The organism is Arthrobacter sp. EPSL27, assembly GCF_001512305.1.
In the GTDB taxonomy this organism is placed as follows: Bacteria; Actinomycetota; Actinomycetes; order Actinomycetales; family Micrococcaceae; genus Arthrobacter.
Window position 1 is genome coordinate 112,255 of the sequence record NZ_LNUT01000003.1, and the last position, 17,091, is coordinate 129,345.

The 17,091-nt window shown below is 65.8% G+C and carries 14 protein-coding genes; 2 read left to right on the forward strand and 12 right to left on the reverse strand.

The features are described from left to right. Window positions 1-49: 49 nt before the first annotated feature. Genes purU through glyA form a run of 7 tightly spaced genes read right to left on the reverse strand, consistent with a single transcriptional unit; the run spans window position 50 to window position 8,932 of the window. Window positions 50-946: a formyltetrahydrofolate deformylase gene (gene purU, locus AR539_RS02590; protein ID WP_066432289.1), complete on the reverse strand. Its 897-nt coding sequence runs from the start codon at window positions 944-946 to the stop codon at window positions 50-52. A 3-nt stretch (window positions 947-949) separates the two neighbouring features. Next, on the reverse strand, window positions 950-2,323 hold the full coding sequence (locus tag AR539_RS02595) for an L-serine ammonia-lyase (protein WP_066432291.1): 1,374 nt from the start codon (window positions 2,321-2,323) through the stop codon (window positions 950-952). A 1-nt stretch (window position 2,324) separates the two neighbouring features. Then, window positions 2,325-2,960, reverse strand: coding sequence for a sarcosine oxidase subunit gamma (locus tag AR539_RS02600; RefSeq protein WP_066432293.1), 636 nt, complete (start codon window positions 2,958-2,960; stop codon window positions 2,325-2,327). Then, complete coding sequence (locus AR539_RS02605) at window positions 2,953-5,898, reverse strand: sarcosine oxidase subunit alpha family protein (protein ID WP_066432295.1); 2,946 nt, start codon at window positions 5,896-5,898, stop codon at window positions 2,953-2,955. The genes AR539_RS02600 and AR539_RS02605 overlap by 8 nt, the downstream gene beginning before the upstream one ends. Further along, complete coding sequence (locus AR539_RS02610; RefSeq protein ID WP_066432297.1) at window positions 5,895-6,317, reverse strand: sarcosine oxidase subunit delta; 423 nt, start codon at window positions 6,315-6,317, stop codon at window positions 5,895-5,897. Before AR539_RS02610 ends, AR539_RS02605 begins: the two co-directional genes overlap by 4 nt. A 27-nt stretch (window positions 6,318-6,344) precedes the next feature. Next, entirely contained in the window at window positions 6,345-7,565 is a 1,221-nt protein-coding gene (locus AR539_RS02615; RefSeq protein WP_066432299.1) for a sarcosine oxidase subunit beta family protein, read from the reverse strand. Then, the gene (gene glyA, locus AR539_RS02620) at window positions 7,562-8,932 is read right to left on the reverse strand and encodes a serine hydroxymethyltransferase (protein ID WP_066432301.1); all 1,371 of its coding nucleotides are present in this window, start codon (window positions 8,930-8,932) and stop codon (window positions 7,562-7,564) included. Before glyA ends, AR539_RS02615 begins: the two co-directional genes overlap by 4 nt. Window positions 8,933-9,101: 169 nt before the next feature. Here glyA and AR539_RS02625 point away from each other — a divergent pair, with 169 nt between their 5' ends. Further along, window positions 9,102-9,773 carry a GntR family transcriptional regulator gene (locus tag AR539_RS02625; RefSeq protein WP_066432303.1) on the forward strand — a complete coding sequence of 224 codons (672 nt, stop codon included), beginning with the start codon at window positions 9,102-9,104 and terminating at the stop codon, window positions 9,771-9,773. Between the two features lie 18 nt (window positions 9,774-9,791). After that, window positions 9,792-11,012: an MFS transporter gene (locus AR539_RS02630; RefSeq protein WP_231728464.1), complete on the forward strand. Its 1,221-nt coding sequence runs from the start codon at window positions 9,792-9,794 to the stop codon at window positions 11,010-11,012. Window positions 11,013-11,039: 27 nt separating this feature from the next. Here the strand turns inward: AR539_RS02630 and AR539_RS02635 are convergent, their stop codons facing one another. From AR539_RS02635 to AR539_RS02655, 5 genes are all read right to left on the reverse strand, one after another. After that, a complete protein-coding gene (locus AR539_RS02635; RefSeq protein WP_082699164.1) occupies window positions 11,040-12,128 on the reverse strand; it encodes a LacI family DNA-binding transcriptional regulator in 1,089 nt (362 codons plus the stop codon). A gap of 38 nt (window positions 12,129-12,166) precedes the next feature. Beyond that, a complete protein-coding gene (locus AR539_RS02640) occupies window positions 12,167-13,072 on the reverse strand; it encodes a carbohydrate ABC transporter permease (RefSeq protein ID WP_066432304.1) in 906 nt (301 codons plus the stop codon). After that, the gene (locus AR539_RS02645) at window positions 13,069-13,950 is read right to left on the reverse strand and encodes a carbohydrate ABC transporter permease (RefSeq protein ID WP_066433053.1); all 882 of its coding nucleotides are present in this window, start codon (window positions 13,948-13,950) and stop codon (window positions 13,069-13,071) included. Before AR539_RS02645 ends, AR539_RS02640 begins: the two co-directional genes overlap by 4 nt. Before the next feature lie 110 nt (window positions 13,951-14,060). Next, a complete protein-coding gene (locus tag AR539_RS02650) occupies window positions 14,061-15,395 on the reverse strand; it encodes an ABC transporter substrate-binding protein (RefSeq protein ID WP_066432306.1) in 1,335 nt (444 codons plus the stop codon). A 47-nt stretch (window positions 15,396-15,442) separates the two neighbouring features. Further along, window positions 15,443-16,879 carry a family 43 glycosylhydrolase gene (locus AR539_RS02655; RefSeq protein ID WP_066432308.1) on the reverse strand — a complete coding sequence of 479 codons (1,437 nt, stop codon included), beginning with the start codon at window positions 16,877-16,879 and terminating at the stop codon, window positions 15,443-15,445. Between the last annotated feature and the right edge of the window lie 212 nt (window positions 16,880-17,091).

Genomic DNA, 17,091 nt, shown 5'->3' on the forward strand with positions numbered 1-17,091 from the left:
TAGTCGTCCTAGTGTGCCACGGAGGCGCCCCCGCAGGGAACGGTGCAGGCTACTTCAGGACTACCGTCCTGTTGCCCTGCAGGATTACGCGGCCCTCGCAGTGCCAGCGGACGGCGTTGGAGAGTGCCTTGCATTCGGTGTCCCGGCCGGCAGCCACCAGGTCCTCCGGGCCGTAGGTGTGGTCCACTTCCACCACCTGCTGGGAAATGATGGGTCCCTCGTCCAGTTCCGCGTTGACGTAGTGGGCGGTGGCCCCCACGGTCTTCACGCCGCGGGCGTAGGCCTGGTGGTACGGCTTGGCGCCCTTGAAACTGGGCAGGAAGGAGTGGTGGATGTTGATGGCCTTGCCGTCCAGCTTGCGGGTGAGCCCGTCGCTGAGGACCTGCATGTAGCGGGCCAGGACCACCAGTTCGACGTCGAACTCATCGATGAGCTCCAGCAGCCGGCCCTCCGCCTGCGGCTTGGTGTCCGCGGTGACGGGCACGTGGAAGAAAGGGATGCCGTGCCATTCCACCAGCGCCTGGTGGTCCGTGTGGTTGGAGACCACGGCCACCACGTCGACGGGAAGTTCGCCGATCCGGGCACGGAACAGCAGGTCGTTGAGGCAGTGCCCGAACTTGGACACCATGATCAGCACCCGGCGCTTGGACCCGTGCGGTTCCAGCCGCCAGCTCATCCCGAAGCGCGCTGCCACCGGGGCGAAAGCGGTCCGCAGGGTGTCCGCGGTGGAGGCATCGCCGTCGGACGCAAAATGCACCCGCATGAAGAAGTGCCCCTCGGAGCGTTCGCCGAACTGCTGGTTGTCGATGATGTCGCAGCCGTGCTCGAGGAGGAAGCCGGAGACGGCGTGGACGATGCCGGGGGACTCCCGGCAGTCCAGCGTCAGGACATGCTCCACGGTGGTGTCCGGCCGGTCAAGGGGGATTTCAGCTTCGATGGCAGTCATGGCTCAGCACTCGATCACGTTCACGGCGAGGCCCCCGCGGGAGGTCTCCTTGTATTTGGTCTTCATGTCCGCTCCTGTCTCACGCATGGTTTTGATGGCCTTATCCAGCGACACCTTGTGGCTGCCGTCGCCGTGCAGCGCCAGCCGCGCGGCGTTGATGGCCTTGACGCTGGCGATCGCGTTCCGTTCGATGCAGGGGATCTGCACCAGGCCGCCCACGGGGTCGCAGGTCAGGCCGAGGTTGTGTTCGATCCCCACCTCGGCGGCGTTCTCCACCTGTTCGGGGGTGCCGCCCAGCACCTCGCACAGCCCGGCGGCGGCCATGGAGCAGGCGGAACCCACCTCGCCCTGGCAGCCGACCTCCGCGCCGGAGATGGACGCGTTGATCTTGAACAGGATCCCGACGGCGGCTGCCGCCAGCAGGAAGCGCACCACGCCGTCGTCGTCGGCGCCGGGAACGAATTTGACGTAATAGTGCAGCACTGCGGGCACAATGCCGGCCGCGCCGTTGGTCGGCGCGGTGACGATCCGCCCGCCGGCGGCGTTTTCCTCGTTGACCGCGAGGGCAAAGAGGTTCACCCACTCCATGGCCCGGAGCGGATCGCTGACGCCGGTGTCCGCCGTCAGGGTCTGGAAGAGCGACGGCGCCCGCCGCCTCACGTTCAGCCCGCCGGGCAGGATTCCTTCTGCGGCGCAGCCGTTGTCCACGCACTGGCGCATGACCGCCCAGAGGCCCAGCAGCTTCTCGCGGAGTTCCGCTTCGCTGCGCCAGACCAGTTCGTTGGCCAGCATGACGTCGGAGATCGACATGCCTTCGCGCTTGCAGATCGCCAGGAGTTCGTCCGCGGTGGTGAACGGGTAGGGCAGGACGGTGGCGTCGGCCACCACCCGGTCACCGGCGTCGGCGTCCCCGTCCACCACGAAGCCGCCGCCGATGGAGTAAAAGCTCCGTTCGCTGAGGACTGCCCCGGCGTGGTCCAGGGCGCGGAAGGTCATGCCGTTGGGGTGCGCCGGAAGGGCCTTGCGGCGGTGCAGCACCACGTCCTCGTCCCAGTTGAAGTCCACGCGGTGGTCGCCGCCGATCCATAGTTCGGCGTCGAGGGCCGCGGCGGCCACCTGGTCATCGGCTGTGAAGGTGTCCACGGTCTCCGGGTCCAGCCCCTTGAGGCCCAGGACCACGGCCTTGTCTGAGCCGTGGCCCCGGCCGGTGGCACCGAGTGAGCCGAACAGCTCTGCCTGCACGCGCCTGGTAGAGCTTAGGTGTCCGTCGCCCTTGAGTCCGTCGGCGAACAGCTTTGCTGCCCGCATCGGGCCGACCGTGTGTGACGACGACGGCCCGATGCCAACGGAGAACAAGTCCAGGACGCTGAGGGCCATGTCAGGGGACCTCTGGGGAGGCGTACTCCCGCATCGCGTCCAGAAGCCAGCGGCCCAGGAAGTCGGCGAAGGAGGCGCGGGGGAAGAGCCGGAAGGACTCCTCGCCGGTCTTCCAGAGCACCACCGGGATGTTGCCGATTTCCGTGGACAGTGCCGTGCCGGCCTTCAACGTCCGCGGGTGCAGGTCCAGGGCGCAGCCCTTTTCCAGGACGGCGCGGGCGCGGGGGCCGGACAGCTCGAACGTGGTGCGGTTGGCTGACAGGTCCACCACCTGGCCCGGGGCGTCACCCAGCGCGTGCGTGAGGGAACCGATGAGGTTGCCGCCCAGGGAATCGTGGTCCTCCTCCGGCGCCACCACCAGGAATTCCGAGGGTCCCAGCCAAAGAACGCTGACGCCCTCAGTTCCGGTCACGTCACCGCAGCGTGCCGGCAGGCCGCCGGTAACGGCGGCGATCCGCGAAGCGCCCTCCGAACCGGGATCCACGCGGACCCCGGCCATGGTCTGGAAGGGGCCTTCCGCCAGGACAACCTTGCCCTGGACGGAGCCGGCCTCCAATGCCGACGCCAAATGTGAGGCGGGGCTGCGGCGGATGTCCCGGAGTCCATTGATGCCTTCGAGTGCTGCTGAATTAGCCATCTTTGCGGGTCCCTTCGGGGTCAAACAGTACGGTTTCTGCGACAACAACATCGACGAGCTGGTCCCCGGCGACGGCCACCAGGTTCTCGCCAATGCGGTTGCGGCCATTCTTGATCAGTGCCAGGCCAAACGAGCGGCCCAGGGCGGCGCTGTGGTAGCTCGATGTCACGAAGCCCTGCATGGGGACGGGGCCGTAGGCGGGGTTGGTGCTGATGCCCTGCTCCACCAGCTGGGTTCCTTCCGGCAACCGGATGGAACCGTCCACCGGCAGGACGCTGACCAGGTGCTTGCGGTCCTCGCGCTGCCCTTCGGCCCGGGCGTAGGAGCGCTTGCCGATGAATTCCTTCGCCTTGGAGACGATCCATTCCATCCCCGCGTCCTGCGGGGTGACGGTGCCGTCGGTGTCCTGCCCGACGATCGGGTAGCCCTTCTCGGCGCGGAGCACGTGCATGGTTTCGGTGCCGTAGGGGGTGATGTTGAATTCTGCCCCGGCAGCGGCCACGGCTTCCCAGGTGTTCAGCCCGTACCAGGACGGCACGTTGATTTCGTAAGCCAGTTCGCCGGAGAAAGAGATCCGGCAGATCCGGGCCCGCACGCCGGAGGCGAGGGTGGTTTCGCGGAAGGTCATGAACGGGAAGGCGTCTGCTTCCAGCCCGCCGTCCGCTGCCAGTTCCGGTGCCACCTTGGCAAGCACCGCGCGGGATTTAGGCCCGACGACGGCAATCGTGCTCCACTGTTCGGTCACCGAGGTGCAGTGCACGTCGAGTTCCGGCCATTCGGTCTGGAGCCATTCCTCCAGCCAGTCCAGGACCTTCGCGGCGCCACCGGTGGTGGTGGTCATGAAGTAGCGGTCGTCATCGAGGCGCAGGGTCACGCCGTCGTCGAAGATCATGCCGTCCGCCATGCACATCACGCCGTAGCGGGCGGAACCCGGGGCGAGCTTCTTGAACGCGTTGGTGTAGATCCGGTTGAGGAACTCACCGGCGTCCTTGCCGCGGATTTCGATCTTGCCGAGGGTGGTGGCATCCATGAAGCCCACGGACTCGCGGACGGCGGCGCATTCGCGCAGCACGGCAGCGTCCATGTCCTCGCCCGCCTGGGGGTAGTACCAGGGGCGCTTCCACTGTCCGACGTCTTCGAACAGCGCGCCCTTGGCCTCGTGCCACGGGTGGATGGAGGTCTTGCGGGCGGGGTCGAACAGTTCGCCGCGCTGGCGTCCGGCCAGTGCTGCGAACGCCACCGGCGTGAACGGCGCCCGGTAGGTGGTGGTGCCGATGTCGCCGATGCCCCTGGACGCTTCGCCGGCCGTGCGGAGTGCGGCGGCGATGACGCCGATCGCGTTGACGCCGGAGGTCTTGCCCTGGTCATTGGCGGTGCTGATGGAGGTGTAACGCTTGATGTGCTCCACCGAGCGCATGCCTGCTCCCGTGGACCGCAGCACGTCAGCCACTGACTGGTCGCGCTGGAAGTCCACGAAGTGGTGGTGCCAGTCATCCGGCGTGCCTTCCTGGCCCGGGACCAGCCAGAGCTGGCGGGTGGGGGCGGCAGCCTTCGGCTCCCCGAGCGGGGACGGCTTGGTTTCTGAGGCGAAGCCTGCCGCGATGGCAGCGGCTGCTCCGGCGGAGATGCCCTCGGCCAGCACGTCTTCGAGTTCGAAGCTGCCGCGGCCGGAACCGATGGTCTGCTGGTTCGGGACCACGGTGCTCGGCACAAAGGCGGCGAGCTCGTCGTCCCAACGCAGCTTGCCCTGGCGCTGGGAGTGCAGGTGCACCAGCGGGCTCCAGCCGCCGGAAACTGCCAGCAGGTCGCAGGCTATTTCCTCGACGCCGGAGGTGAGTTCGCCGTCGTCGTTGATGCTGCGTACGGTGACGCTCTCAACCCGGCCGTCGGCGCTGCCGGAAGCGGTGTTTGCCACGGCGCTGCCGATCAGCACGCGGGTGCCGGCTTCGATGGCGGCGGCCGCCACCTTCGAGATCTGGGGGCGGGCATCCACGACGGCCGCAAGCTTGACGCCGGCAGCCCGCAGGTCCGCGGCGAGGGCGTAGGCGCTGTCGTTGGTGGTGCTGATGACCACGCGCTGCCCGGCGGCCACGGCGTAGCGGTTGAGGTAGCTGCGGACGGCGGAGGCCAGGATGATGCCGGGGCGGTCATTGTTCTCGAACACCAGCGGGCGTTCGTGCGCACCGGGGGCCAGGATCACCTGATTAGCACGGACGTGCCAAATCCGCTGGCGCGAGATGCCGGGGGCGGCCGGGCTGGACAGGTGGTCGGTGCGGTTCTGGACTGCGATGACGTAGTTGGCGTCGTAGGCACCGAAGGCCGTGGTGCGGTTCAAGACCGTGGACTCGGCGCCGGAAACCAGCTCGGCTTCCACATCCGCAACCCATTCCAGGGCCGGCTTGCCTTCGATGGTCTCGGCCAGTTCCGGGGCCGTGGAGCCGGACAGGAGGGAACCGCCCAGTTCGGGCTGGTCGTCCATGAGGATGACGCGGGCGCCGGTGCGGACAGCCTCACGGGCCGCGGCCAGGCCGGCGGGGCCGCCGCCGATGACCAGGACGTCCGTGTGGACGTACTTCTTGTCGTATTCCGCCCGGTCTTCTTCCGGGTCCAGCTTGCCAAGGCCGTTGAGCAGTTCCGCCTTCAGGCCGTCCACCAGGGACACCGTGGTGGCGGGGAGCATGGACTCGGCAACGTCGCCGGGGAAGCGCGGCGCGATTTTGACCATTGCATTGGATTCCTCCACACCGGCGGACATGATGCCCCGGGCACGGTCCTCATAGAGCGAGTTGCCGGCGGTGATGCGGCCGTTGGCGATCAGGGCCGAGGCGAGGGTGTCGCCGGGGTGGCCTGTGAATTCCTCGCCATCCACGGTGAAACGCCAGGAGATGGTCCGGTCGATGCGTCCGCCGGCGGCGAGGCGGGCGTTCTGGGAAGTCACTTGGTTGCTCCCTTCGGGGCGGTGGTGCTGGGGGCTGGATCGGCCGGGGCGATGCTGGTGCCTGAGATGCTGGGCGCTGCCGTGCCGGTGGTGGTGCTGTCAGCGGCAAGGCTCGCAGTGCCGGTTTCGGCGGTTAGCGTTCCGGCGGCGTCCGGGCGGGGCGTGCCCATCGGGTACACGGCCTTGATGTCGTACGTGACGGTGTCGCGGAGCATGTTGAACCACTGGCGGCAGCCGGTGCTGTGAAGCCAGCGCTCGGCGAAGATGCCCTTGGTGTTTTCCCGGTAGAACAGGAAGTGGGCCCATTCCTTGTCGTTCAGCTCGTTGGGGTTTTCCGGGTAGGGCACGTGGGCCTGGCCGCCGTAGTGGAACTCGGTCTCGTCGCGCGAGCCGCAGTTGGGGCAGGAGATAAGCAGCATGTGCGTCTTCTTTCTGGGGGACGGCGGCTAGTGGGCGACGGCGGCTGCGCCGTGTTCGTCGATGAGGGCTCCGGTTTCGAAGCGTTCCAGCGCAAAGGGCTGGTTCAGCCTGTGCGGCGTGCCGGTGGCGATGTTGTGGGCGAAGGTCATGCCGGCAGCCGGGGTGGCCTTGAAGCCGCCGGTGCCCCAGCCGCAGTTCACGAACATGTTCTCCACCGGGGTGTTGCCGACAATGGGGGAGGCGTCCAGGGTGGTGTCCACGATGCCGCCCCAGGTCCGGAGCACGTGGGCCCGGGCAAAGATGGGGAAAAGCTCGACGGCGGCAGCCATCTGGTGCTCGATCACGTGGAAGGAACCGCGCTGGCCGTAGCCGTTGTAGGAGTCCACGCCGGCGCCCATGACCAGTTCGCCCTTGTGGGCCTGGGAGACGTAGACGTGCACGTGGTTGGACATGACCACCGTGGGGTGGACCGGCTCGTGCAGTTCGGAGACCAGCGCTTGAAGCGGGTGGGACTGGATGGGCAGCTCGAAGCCTGCCATTTCGGCCAGCACGGAGCTGTGCCCGGCTGCGGCGAGGCCCACTTTTTCGGTGTTGATGGTGCCGCGGTTGGTCTTGACGCCGGTGACCCGGTTGCCGTCCTTGACGAAACCGGTGACTTCGCAGTTTTGGATGATGTCCACGCCCATTTCATCGCATTTGCGGGCGAAGGCCCACGCCACGTGGTCGTGCTTGGCGATGCCGGCGCGCGGCTGGTACGTGGCGCCCATGACGGGGTAGCGGATGTTGTCGCTGATGTTCAGGATGGGGCAGAGTTCCTTGACCTGCTTCGGATCCAGCCATTCAGCGTCCACCCCGTTGAGCTGGTTCGCCCCCACGCGCCGCATGCTTTCGCGGACGTCGCCCAGGGTGTGGGCGAGGTTCATGACGCCGCGCTGGCTGAAGAGGAAGTCGTATTCGAGTTCCTCGGGGAGGATCTCCCAGAGCTTGAGGGCGTGCTCGTAAATGGCCGCGCTCTCGTCCCAGAGGTAATTGGAGCGGATGATGGTGGTGTTCCGGGCCATGTTGCCGCCGGCCAGCCAGCCCTTTTCCAGGACGGCGATGTTGGTCATGCCATGGTTCTTGGCCAGGAAGTAGGCTGTCGCCAGGCCGTGCCCGCCGCCGCCCACAATTACGGCGTCGTAGCTTTTCTTGGGGTCCGGGTTGCGCCAAAGGAAATCCGGGTGCTCCGGGAGCTGTTGGGTGCTCACTGGGCTGCTCCAATCAGGTCAGATTCGAATGCGGCAATGTCGGTGCCGCCATTGAGGTGGGCGTAGAGGGGGAACTGCTCTGCCAGGGCAGCGACGCGGGCGCGGAGCTCGACGACGGTGCTTTCCTCGAGGGAGGCGCTACCCGGGGTTCCGGCTGCGGCAGTTCCGGTTGCGGCAGCGGCGATCAACGCCGTCGCGATGATGTCCGCGACCTCCGTGAACTCGACGGCGCCGAAGCCGCGGGTGGCGAGGGCAGGCGTTCCGATCCGGAGTCCGGAGGACACCATCGGCGGGCGCGGGTCGAAGGGGACCGCGTTGCGGTTCACCGTGATGCCGATGCGGTGCAGGGCGTCTTCGGCCTGCTGTCCGTCCAGTTCGGAGTGGCGGAGGTCCACCAGGACCAGGTGCACGTCGGTGCCGCCGTTGACCACGGAGATGCCTGCGGCGGCAACGTCGTCGCGCAGGAGCCGTTCGGCCAGGAGTTTGGAGCCCTGCAGCACGCGTTCCTGGCGTTCCTTAAATTCGGGGGAGCCGGCGAGCTTGAAGGCCACGGCCTTGGCGGCAATGACGTGTTCCAGGGGACCGCCCTGCTGGCCGGGGAACACGGCGCTGTTGATCTTCTTGGCGTACTGCTCCTTGGCGAGAATGACTCCGCCGCGGGGTCCGCCGAGGGTTTTGTGCGTGGTGGTAGTGACGACGTCGGCGTACGGCACCGGGTTGGGGTGCAGCCCTGCGGCCACCAGGCCGGCGAAGTGCGCCATGTCCACCATGAGGTAGGCGCCCACCAGATCGGCGATGCGGCGGAATTCGGCGAAATCAAGCTGGCGGGAGTAGGCGGACCAGCCGGCCACGATCAGCTTGGGCCGGTGCTCCAGCGCCAGTGCTTCAACCTCGGCCATGTCGATCCGGAGGTCGGATTCGCGCACGTTGTAAGGGACCACGTTGTAGAGCTTGCCGGAGAAGTTGATCTTCATGCCGTGCGTGAGGTGGCCGCCATGTGCCAGGCTCAGGCCCATGATGGTGTCGCCCGGGTTCAGCAGGGCGAACATGGCGGCAGCGTTGGCCTGGGCGCCGGAGTGCGGCTGGACGTTGGCGAACTCCGCGCCGAAGAGGGCCTTAACACGGTCAATGGCGAGCTGCTCGATCACGTCGACGTGCTCGCAGCCGCCGTAGTAGCGCTTGCCCGGGTACCCCTCGGCGTACTTGTTCGTCAGGACCGACCCCTGCGCTTCCATGACGGCGGACGGGGCGAAGTTCTCGGAGGCGATCATCTCCAGGGTGGACTGCTGGCGGCCCAGCTCGTCGGTGATGGCCCGGTGGACCTCGGGATCGACTGCGGAAAGTCGGTCGTTCAACTGCTCAACCACGGATGCTCCTTTGAAATACCACTTGCTGTCTAACTGATATATCAGTGTGGGATCAATGGTATGATTGGGATCACAGCAGAGTCAATAGCTGCTTGAAAGTGGCACAGCACTTCCGGTTGGAGGCGTGGTCACTGCATGGAAGAGTCAGCACGGAGAACGGAGCGGCACTGTGAATGCACTTCTTGCCCTGCCTCGGACTGAGGACGAGGCGCCATCCCAGGCGGAGGCCGCTTACCGGCAGCTGCGGGACAAGCTCATCATGCTGGAGATCCGTCCTGGCGAGCCCATAAACGAGGGCCAGCTCGCGGCCGAACTGGGGTTCGGGCGCACTCCCGTGCGGGAGGCCATCAAACGCCTGGAAGTGGACCATCTGGCCGTTTCTTATCCGCGCCGCGGGACTTTCGCCACAAATGTGGACTTCACCGAACTGGCCGATGTCTCGGAGATCCGCGAACTGCTGGAGCCGCTGGCCGCCCGCCGGGCGGCGAAGAGGGCCAGTGAAGGCATGCGCCGCGAACTGCTGCAGGTGGCCGATGCCATCGCGGAGCTGGGTCCCGGCCAGGCCGAATCGCGCGAACTCATGCGGTACGACCTCATGGTGCACCGGCTGATCTACAAGGCGGCAGCGAACCCGCACCTGGAGAGCACCCTCATCCGCTACGACAACCTGGCCACCCGCATCTGGTGCGTGGTGCTGGACAAGGTGCCGTCCGTCAGCGGCCACATCACCGAGCATGTGGACCTGCTCCAGGCGGTTGCCGCGGGCGACGCCGAGAAGGCCGCCGAGCTGGCCCTGCACCACGTCACCAGCTTCGAGGAAACCATCCGCAAGGTGCTGTAGCCCCTCACTCTTGAAAGGATGGAACACGCCACGATGCCCGTTGCCACCCGGAACGCACAGGACCGCACTGTCAGGTTCGGCTTCGCCTTCATCGGCGTCCTGCTCATTGCAGTCAACCTCCGGGTGTCATTTGTCACCGTGGGACCGGTCCTCGCGGACATCAGCTCCGACCTTGCTTTGTCCAGCGCTGCAGCGGGGCTCCTGACGGGCCTTCCGCTCATTGCTTTCGCAGTCTTTTCACCCATGGCGCCCGGCTTCGCCACCCGTCTGGGCCTCGACCGTGCTCTGTGGATGTCGTTGCTGTTCCTGGCCTCCGGAATTGCGCTCCGCTCCTTGCCCGTTCCCGGATTCATCTGGGTGGGCACAGCACTGATCGGCTTCGCGATCGCGTTCCTCAATGTCCTGGTCCCGTCGCTGGTGAAGCGGGACTTTCCCACGCGGGTCAGCCAGCTCACCGGAAGCTACACCGCCACCCAGGCCGCCTTCGCTGCCATGGGGGCCGCCGTCGTCGTACCCGTTGCCCAGACTTCCACTGAGGGGTGGCGGCTTGCCCTCGGTATGTGGGTGGGGCTTGCCCTCATCGCCGCGGCGGTACTCCTGCCCTGGCTGCGCCGGCACGGCTCCGGCGCCATGTACGCCGCCACGCCGGAAGTCTCCCACCAATCGCCTTGGACTTCGGCTTTGGGCTGGCAGGTGACCATTTTCATGGGGCTGCAGTCGATCGCCTTCTACGTCCTGATGGCATGGCTGCCTACAATCGAACAAAGCCGCGGGGTCCCGGCTACTACCGCCGGCATCCACCTGTCCGTTTTCCTGCTGGTCAGCGTCTTCGCCAGCCTCGCAGCAGGGGGCATCCTTCACCGCGGGTCGGACCAGCGGCTCGTTTCCTTCACCAGCGGCGCGCTGATGGTTGTGACGTTCCTGGGCCTGGCCCTCGCACCGGACCTCATCCTGCTGTGGGTCCTCCTGGGGGCGGCCGGGTGCGGAAGCCTCATTGTCATTGCCCTGTCGCTGTTCAGCCTCCGGACCGTGAACTACCCGCAGGCGGCATCATTGTCCGGCATGGCGCAGTCGGTGGGCTACGGCCTGGCTGCTGTGGGGCCGGTGATGTTCGGAGCTCTTCGCGATCTGAGCGGAGACTGGAGGCTTCCGCTGCTGGTCACCGCGGGCGTCATGGCGGTCCTTGCCGTGACGGGTGTGCTCGCGGGGCGGAACCGGGTGATCAGCGCTTCAGCATGACCACCGGCCGTCGTGCTTTTCTCCAGGTCAGGCCCGGGCCTGGGTCTTCACCGAGGTCCGTTCCACCGCAGGGCAATGGATTTTCGCAATCCCGCCTGTGCCGGTTTCCGGCGCCCCGTCAAGCCCGAGCAGCATCCTCACACCCGCCGCACCCAGCTCGTAGTGGGGGAGGGACACCGTGGACAGCGGGGGCCGCAGATGGGCGGCAATGACTTCCTGGTTGTCGAACCCCACCACGGCCATGTCGTCGGGGATGGAGAGGCCGTGCTCGCGCAGGCCGTCGTAGAGGCCCATGGCCATCCGGTCGTTGTAGCAGTAAACAGCGGTCGCACCACGCTTGAGGAGTTCCTCCGTGGCCCGGTAGCCGCCCTCCTGGTCCGGATACGCCTCCAGGACCAGGGAAGGGTCGAAGGGAACGCCTGCGTTCTCGAGTGCCTCACGGTACCCCTGGAGTCGCCCGTCCTTGGCCGGGGCGGGGATGGTGGCGTTGATGAAGGCGATCTTTCGGTGCCCGTGCCCCAGCAGGATGTCCGTGGCTGAGCGGCCACCCTGGACCTCGTCGGGTACCACCGCCCGGGTCCCGGGCTCGTTGGAGAAGCAGTTGACCAGGACGAAGTCGGCTTCGCGCAGCGGCGCCGGAATGTCCGTGTGGCGGTGGAACCAGGTGGAGTAGAGGATGCCGCGCACTTTGTATTCGAGCATCATCTGGATGGCGTCCTGCTCGAGTTCGTTGTTGCCCTCCGTGTTGGCGATGAGGAGGGCGTACCCGTGCTTCCACGCCTCGTCCTGCGCGCCATGAATGATCTGGCCGGCGAAGGGCGTGGTGGCAACGCCGTCGGCCACCAGTCCGATGAACCGGGACGTACCGCTGACCAGGGTCTTGGCCATCGCGTTGGGCCGGTAACCCAGGGTACGGATGGCGTCCTGCACCCGCCGGCGGGTTTCCTCGGCGATCCGGGCGGCCTTTTTCTTGTTGACCACCAGCGACACTGTTGCCGTGGAAACGCCGGCCGCTTCTGCCACGTCGCGGAGGGTGACGGGGTGCGTGCGCTCCGGGGTTTTCGGCGTCGAGGCGCCAGGGACCGGCGCCTCCGCACCATTCTCCATTGAACTCATCTGCCCTCCTTGAGGAGTATATCCATCCGCCGTTGCCGTCATCCCTTCGTCGCCCCGTTCTCGAGTCCCTGGATCATGGCCTTGTTGAGCACCAGGAACACCAGCAGCAGCGGGGTGATGGTCACGCAGACCGCGGCGAACGTTGCCGTCCAGTCCACCTTGCCCATGGCGCCGATGTAATTCTGCAGGCCCAGTGGAATGGTCTTCAGGTCCTCGGACAGAACGAACGTGTTGGCGAAGATGAAGTCGTTCCAGATGAAGATGCTGTTTACCAGGACCACGGTCACCACGGTGTTGAGGGACAGCGGCATGGTGATCAGCCCGAAGATCCGGTACGGTCCGGCGCCGTCCAAGGACGCTGCCTCGTACGTTTCCTTGGGGATGTACTCGTAGAAGGAGCAGAACAGGTAGATGGACATGGGCAGCGAGAACCCGGCCAGCGGGATGATCATGGACAGGTAGGTGTCCAGCAGGTTCACCGCCGAGTAGTCGATGAACAGCGGGACCAGGGCGATCTGTACCGGGACGATGATGCCGATCAGGAACAGCCCGCGGACCAGTTTGCTGAGCCGGAACCCCAGCACTTGGATGGCGTAGGCGGCCATCATGCCCAGCAGGACGATCAGGATGTTCGCCCCCATGGTGACAATGAAGCTGTTGAGGATGTTCCGTCCCAGGTCGCCGGTGTCAAAGGCCCGTGCATAGTTCTCCCATGTCAGGGAGCTGGGCAGAGCGAAGGGATCGCCGGTGGCAAAGTCCTGTTCCGTACGGAGGCTGGTCAGGAACAGCCACGCCAGCGGGTACACCTGCACGATCACGATGAGCATGATCAGCACGCGGGACAGCGTCCGGAACAGGTCGGGCCTCCGCCTGCGGCGCTTGACGGGCGGCCGTGAAGGCAGGACGGCGGCGGGCGGGGTGGGAGGGGCTGTCTGGGTGATCATGAGTCTGCCTTCCGCTTCAGTACGAACAGGATGAGGCCGACGGCGACGAGGCACTCAACCACGATGAACACGGAGATGGTGCTGGCGTAGCCGAAGTCCGTGCTGGTGAACGCTGCCTTGTACATGTAGGTGGTGAGCAGTTCCGAGGACTGCCCCGGACCGCCGTTGGTCATCAGGTAGGGGATGTCGAAGCCGCGGAGCCCGTAGGTGGTGGCCATGATGGTGGTGGTGATCCATACCGGACGGATATACGGGAAGCGGATCTTGGTGAACAGCGTCCACCGGGAGGCACCATCCAAGACTGCGGCCTCCTCAAGCTCCTTGGGCACCGCGAGCAGGGCCGCGTAGATGATGAGCATGTACAGGCCGGTGAAACGCCAGCCCTCCGGTGCGGACACGGCTGCCAGGACCGTGTTGACGTCCGAGAGCCAGGGCCGCTCCAGGTGGTCCAGGCCAACCCATTGGAACAGCTGGTTGAGGAGGCCCACGGGCTCCAGGGAGTAGATCCGGATGAAGAGGAATGCGATGGCCACCGTTGAGATGACGGCCGGCAGCAGGTAGAGGGTCTTGATCAGCTCGCGTCCGCGGCGGAGCGAGGTAAGGAGGCTGGCCACCACCAGGGCGCCGCCAAGCTGTAGGACCAGGCAGATGGCCAGGTAGATAAGGGCGTTCATGAACGCCCGCCAGAAGATGTCGTCGGCAACGAACATGCGGACGTAGTTGTCCAGGCCCACGAACTCCATATCGCTGATGCCGTTCCAGGAAAAGAAACTCAGGAACAGGGACTGGAGGATGGGAAAGAGGACTGCTGCGGCGTAGAGGAGCAGCGGAGGAAGCAGGAAGACCAGGACGGAGGTCCGTGACCTGTTGGGCAGCATCCGGTTGGGTTGCATGGCGGGGCCTTTCGGGGCCTTGCGGGCGGGGGACGCTGGGTTCCCCCGCCGCGTTGGGTACGTGAAGAAGCAGTGCCGGTGTGAAAAAGCGGTTTCTACTTGAAGAACTTCGGTGCGTTCTGCGCGATGGTCTTGTCCATGGTTTCGGTGAACTGTTCCGGCGAGATGTTGCCCTGGACCAGCAGCACCAGCTCCTGCTGCAGCCGGCCGTTGGTGGTCGGGTCCAGCTGGGTGTCCCACGGCATGGCCTGCTTGGAACCGAGGCTGTTGGCCTGGTCGAGGGCCTTCTGGTACAGCGGCGTGGCATTGCCCGGGACAACGGTTTCGACGTCGGTGGTGGGGGACAGTGCCCCGGTGGCGGCGTATTCAGCGGGGTACTTTGCCAGGGCGAACTTCAGGAAGTCACTCACCAGGGGATCGTAGGTCTTGGCGTTGACCGCCATGCCGATGCCGGACGGGGACACGAACTCGTTGGCGCCCGTCACGGATCCTGCGGTGGTGGGAAGGGTGAAGAAGTCGATGTCGTTGCGGACTGAGGGATCCAGCTTGTCCGTGGCCAGGCTGGGCAGCTCCCAGGTGCCGATGTTGTACATGGCAGCCTGGCCGGACGTGAACTGGTTCTGCGCGTCCGAGTAGCCCTGGGCGGAGAATCCGTCCTGGAAGCACTTGGCCTTGCCCAGTTCCGCCATCCAGTTCACGGTCTTCTGGCCGGCCGGATCGCTGAACTTCGCTTCGCCCTTCTTCAGTTTCTGGACGAACTCGGGGCCTGCTTCGCGGAACGGCTGGTAGGCGATGTAACGCTCCAGCGGCCACTGGTCCTGGCCGTCGATGGCGATGGGGGTGATGCCGGCGCTGCGCAGGGTGGTGCACATGGCCGGGATGTCGTCGAGCGAGGTGGGTACCGCCACGCCTGCTTTCTCCAGGAGCGCCTTGTTGTACCAGATGAATTCCAGCTCAAACTGGAAAGGGATCATGTACAGGGACCCGTCGTCGAAGCGCTGGTAGTCCAGGGCCCCCGGACGGTAGTTCCCGTAGATGCCCAGTGACTCCAGCAGCTGCTCGGCGTCCATCATCTTCCCCTGCTTGGCCAGCTGCTGGGCGAAGGGCGTGGCGTCCGTGTCGAACAGTTCGGGCAGCTTGTTGGCTGCCGCCAGGGTCTCGAGCTTCTGGATATAGGACGGTCGGTCGGGTGTGGTGATCAGGTTGAGCTCAAAGCCCGGGTGCTCCTTGGCGTAGTCCGCGGCAAGCTTCTTCATGATGTTGATGACAGCGCCGTCGGCAGGGCGGGAGAGCAGCCACGAGATCTCGCGGGCCTTGATCTCGCCGGTGGGACTGACGTTGGACGGGTCGGTGGAGCTTGTGCCTCCGCAGGCGGTGAGTGCCAGGGCGGTAACCGCTGCAGCTGCGGCAGCGCGGAGCATTTTCTTCATTGGGTCAATCTCCCTTGATTGGAACGGAGGTAGGGGTTTGGCTGTATTCAGTTGTCGGTACGCTTGCGTACTTCGAAGTCCGTGACGGTCACGGTGCCCTCGCCGGCGAACACGCCTATGCCGCCGGCGGGAAGGTCATAGATCCGGGTGCTGAGGGCCACCTGGCGGTCCACGACGGCGACGCAGAGGTCGCCATCTACGACCACCTCCAGCGTGTGGCTGCCGGGGGAGAGGTCGCACGGGCGTTCCAGTTCGATGGCGTAGGGAACGTCCCCGGAGACGTGCCATTGGGCCTCGCCGGTGATGCACCGGGGCCACTGGTCGAACACCAGGCGCCCGCGCTTCGGCTCGAGGCGGAGGACGTAGGAGTGGTCGCCGTCAGGGCTGGAACGCAGCAGGATTCCGCATTCCGTGGTGCCGGCCTGGATGTCCAGCACCGCCCTGGCATAGAACTGCGTGGGCAGGTCGTTCGCTGTGACGGCGGCGCTGTAGGAGTCCGGTACGTCCAGCCGGAGGGGCAGCGGGCGCTCCAGCTTAAGCGGGATCCTTTCCCAAAAACTGTCCACCAGCTCGTCCGCGAGGCCGAAGGCCAGCGTCCCGTCGGCGTTCTGCCGTGCCTCCAGGACGGACATGGTGCCCGCCCACTGCCAGGCGCCGTCGTCGCGATTGCCTTCCTTGCTGGCAATCCAGCCGAAGAAGAACCGCCGGCCGTCCCGCTCCGCCGTCTTGGAGGCGTAGAAGGCGCGGCCATCGATGCTGTCCAGGTCCGGGACCGTCCACGGGCCCGTGGGGCTCTTGGCCATCCGGTACCGGGTGGTGAACGTTTCGGAGAACTCGGAGTAGACCATGTACCACCAGCCGCCCCACTCGAATACGTCGGGGCATTCATGGGTGATGTACCTGCGAGGATCCCAGAAGGGCTCGGTGTGCTGCCAGGTCATCAGGTCCTTGGAGACGCACTGGGCGATGACCCCGCGGCGGCGTTCGGCGCCCTCGGAGTGCCGGGCTGCCAGGAGCATCCGCCACAGGCCGGCGGCCTCGTCGCGGAAGACGAAGGGGTCCCGCCAGTCCGCGGACTCGAACCCGTCCGGAGCGCCGAAGGTGAGCTCCGGGTGCTTGACCCAGGTGCCCATGCCGTCCGTGCTGGTGGCATGCATGACCAGCTGCAGGGGCAGGCCGTCCGTTCCCAGGTTGTTCGGGTTCTGACCTGTATAGAACAGGTGGTGGATGCCTGAGTCGTCAACAATGATGCTGCCTGTGTAGCAGTTGAAGTCCAGGTCGTCTGTGGTGCCGTGGGGGAGGGCCACACCGTGGTCCTGGAACTGGGTGAGGTCCTTGGTGGTCACCAGGTTCCAGGCCGTGCCGGGCTTCGGGGCGGAGCGGACCTCGTGAAGGTAGAAGAGCCAAAACTCCCCGTCCTTCTGGAACGGGATAAGGTCTCCAACCCAGGCATCGGCGGGCTGGAAGAAAACTGGGTAGCTCATCGGCGGTGATGTCCATTTCTGCTAAAGCGTTTGATCACCCGAAGCTAATGCGAAACCGAGAAATGATCAAGCGTTTTAGCAAAATTTGTTATTGACCGTGGCCTTGGCCGCTCGTTGGCTGCTTTTCCTGGAGGTCCTTTTTGCTTAAACGCTTGACCGCCGCATTGCCGCTCGGTATCTTCTTCTGCTAAAGCGCTTAAGCACCGGATGAT

Coding starts and splice junctions, on each gene's coding strand:
- purU (WP_066432289.1), bottom strand. CDS start 946: ATGACTGCCATCGAAGCTGAAATCCCCCTTGACCGGCCGGACACCACC.
- AR539_RS02595 (WP_066432291.1), bottom strand. CDS start 2,323: ATGGCCCTCAGCGTCCTGGACTTGTTCTCCGTTGGCATCGGGCCGTCG.
- AR539_RS02600 (WP_066432293.1), bottom strand. CDS start 2,960: ATGGCTAATTCAGCAGCACTCGAAGGCATCAATGGACTCCGGGACATC.
- AR539_RS02610 (WP_066432297.1), bottom strand. CDS start 6,317: ATGCTGCTTATCTCCTGCCCCAACTGCGGCTCGCGCGACGAGACCGAG.
- AR539_RS02630 (WP_231728464.1), top strand. CDS start 9,792: ATGGAACACGCCACGATGCCCGTTGCCACCCGGAACGCACAGGACCGC.
- AR539_RS02635 (WP_082699164.1), bottom strand. CDS start 12,128: ATGAGTTCAATGGAGAATGGTGCGGAGGCGCCGGTCCCTGGCGCCTCG.
- AR539_RS02640 (WP_066432304.1), bottom strand. CDS start 13,072: ATGATCACCCAGACAGCCCCTCCCACCCCGCCCGCCGCCGTCCTGCCT.
- AR539_RS02645 (WP_066433053.1), bottom strand. CDS start 13,950: ATGCTGCCCAACAGGTCACGGACCTCCGTCCTGGTCTTCCTGCTTCCT.
- AR539_RS02650 (WP_066432306.1), bottom strand. CDS start 15,395: ATGAAGAAAATGCTCCGCGCTGCCGCAGCTGCAGCGGTTACCGCCCTG.
- AR539_RS02655 (WP_066432308.1), bottom strand. CDS start 16,879: ATGAGCTACCCAGTTTTCTTCCAGCCCGCCGATGCCTGGGTTGGAGAC.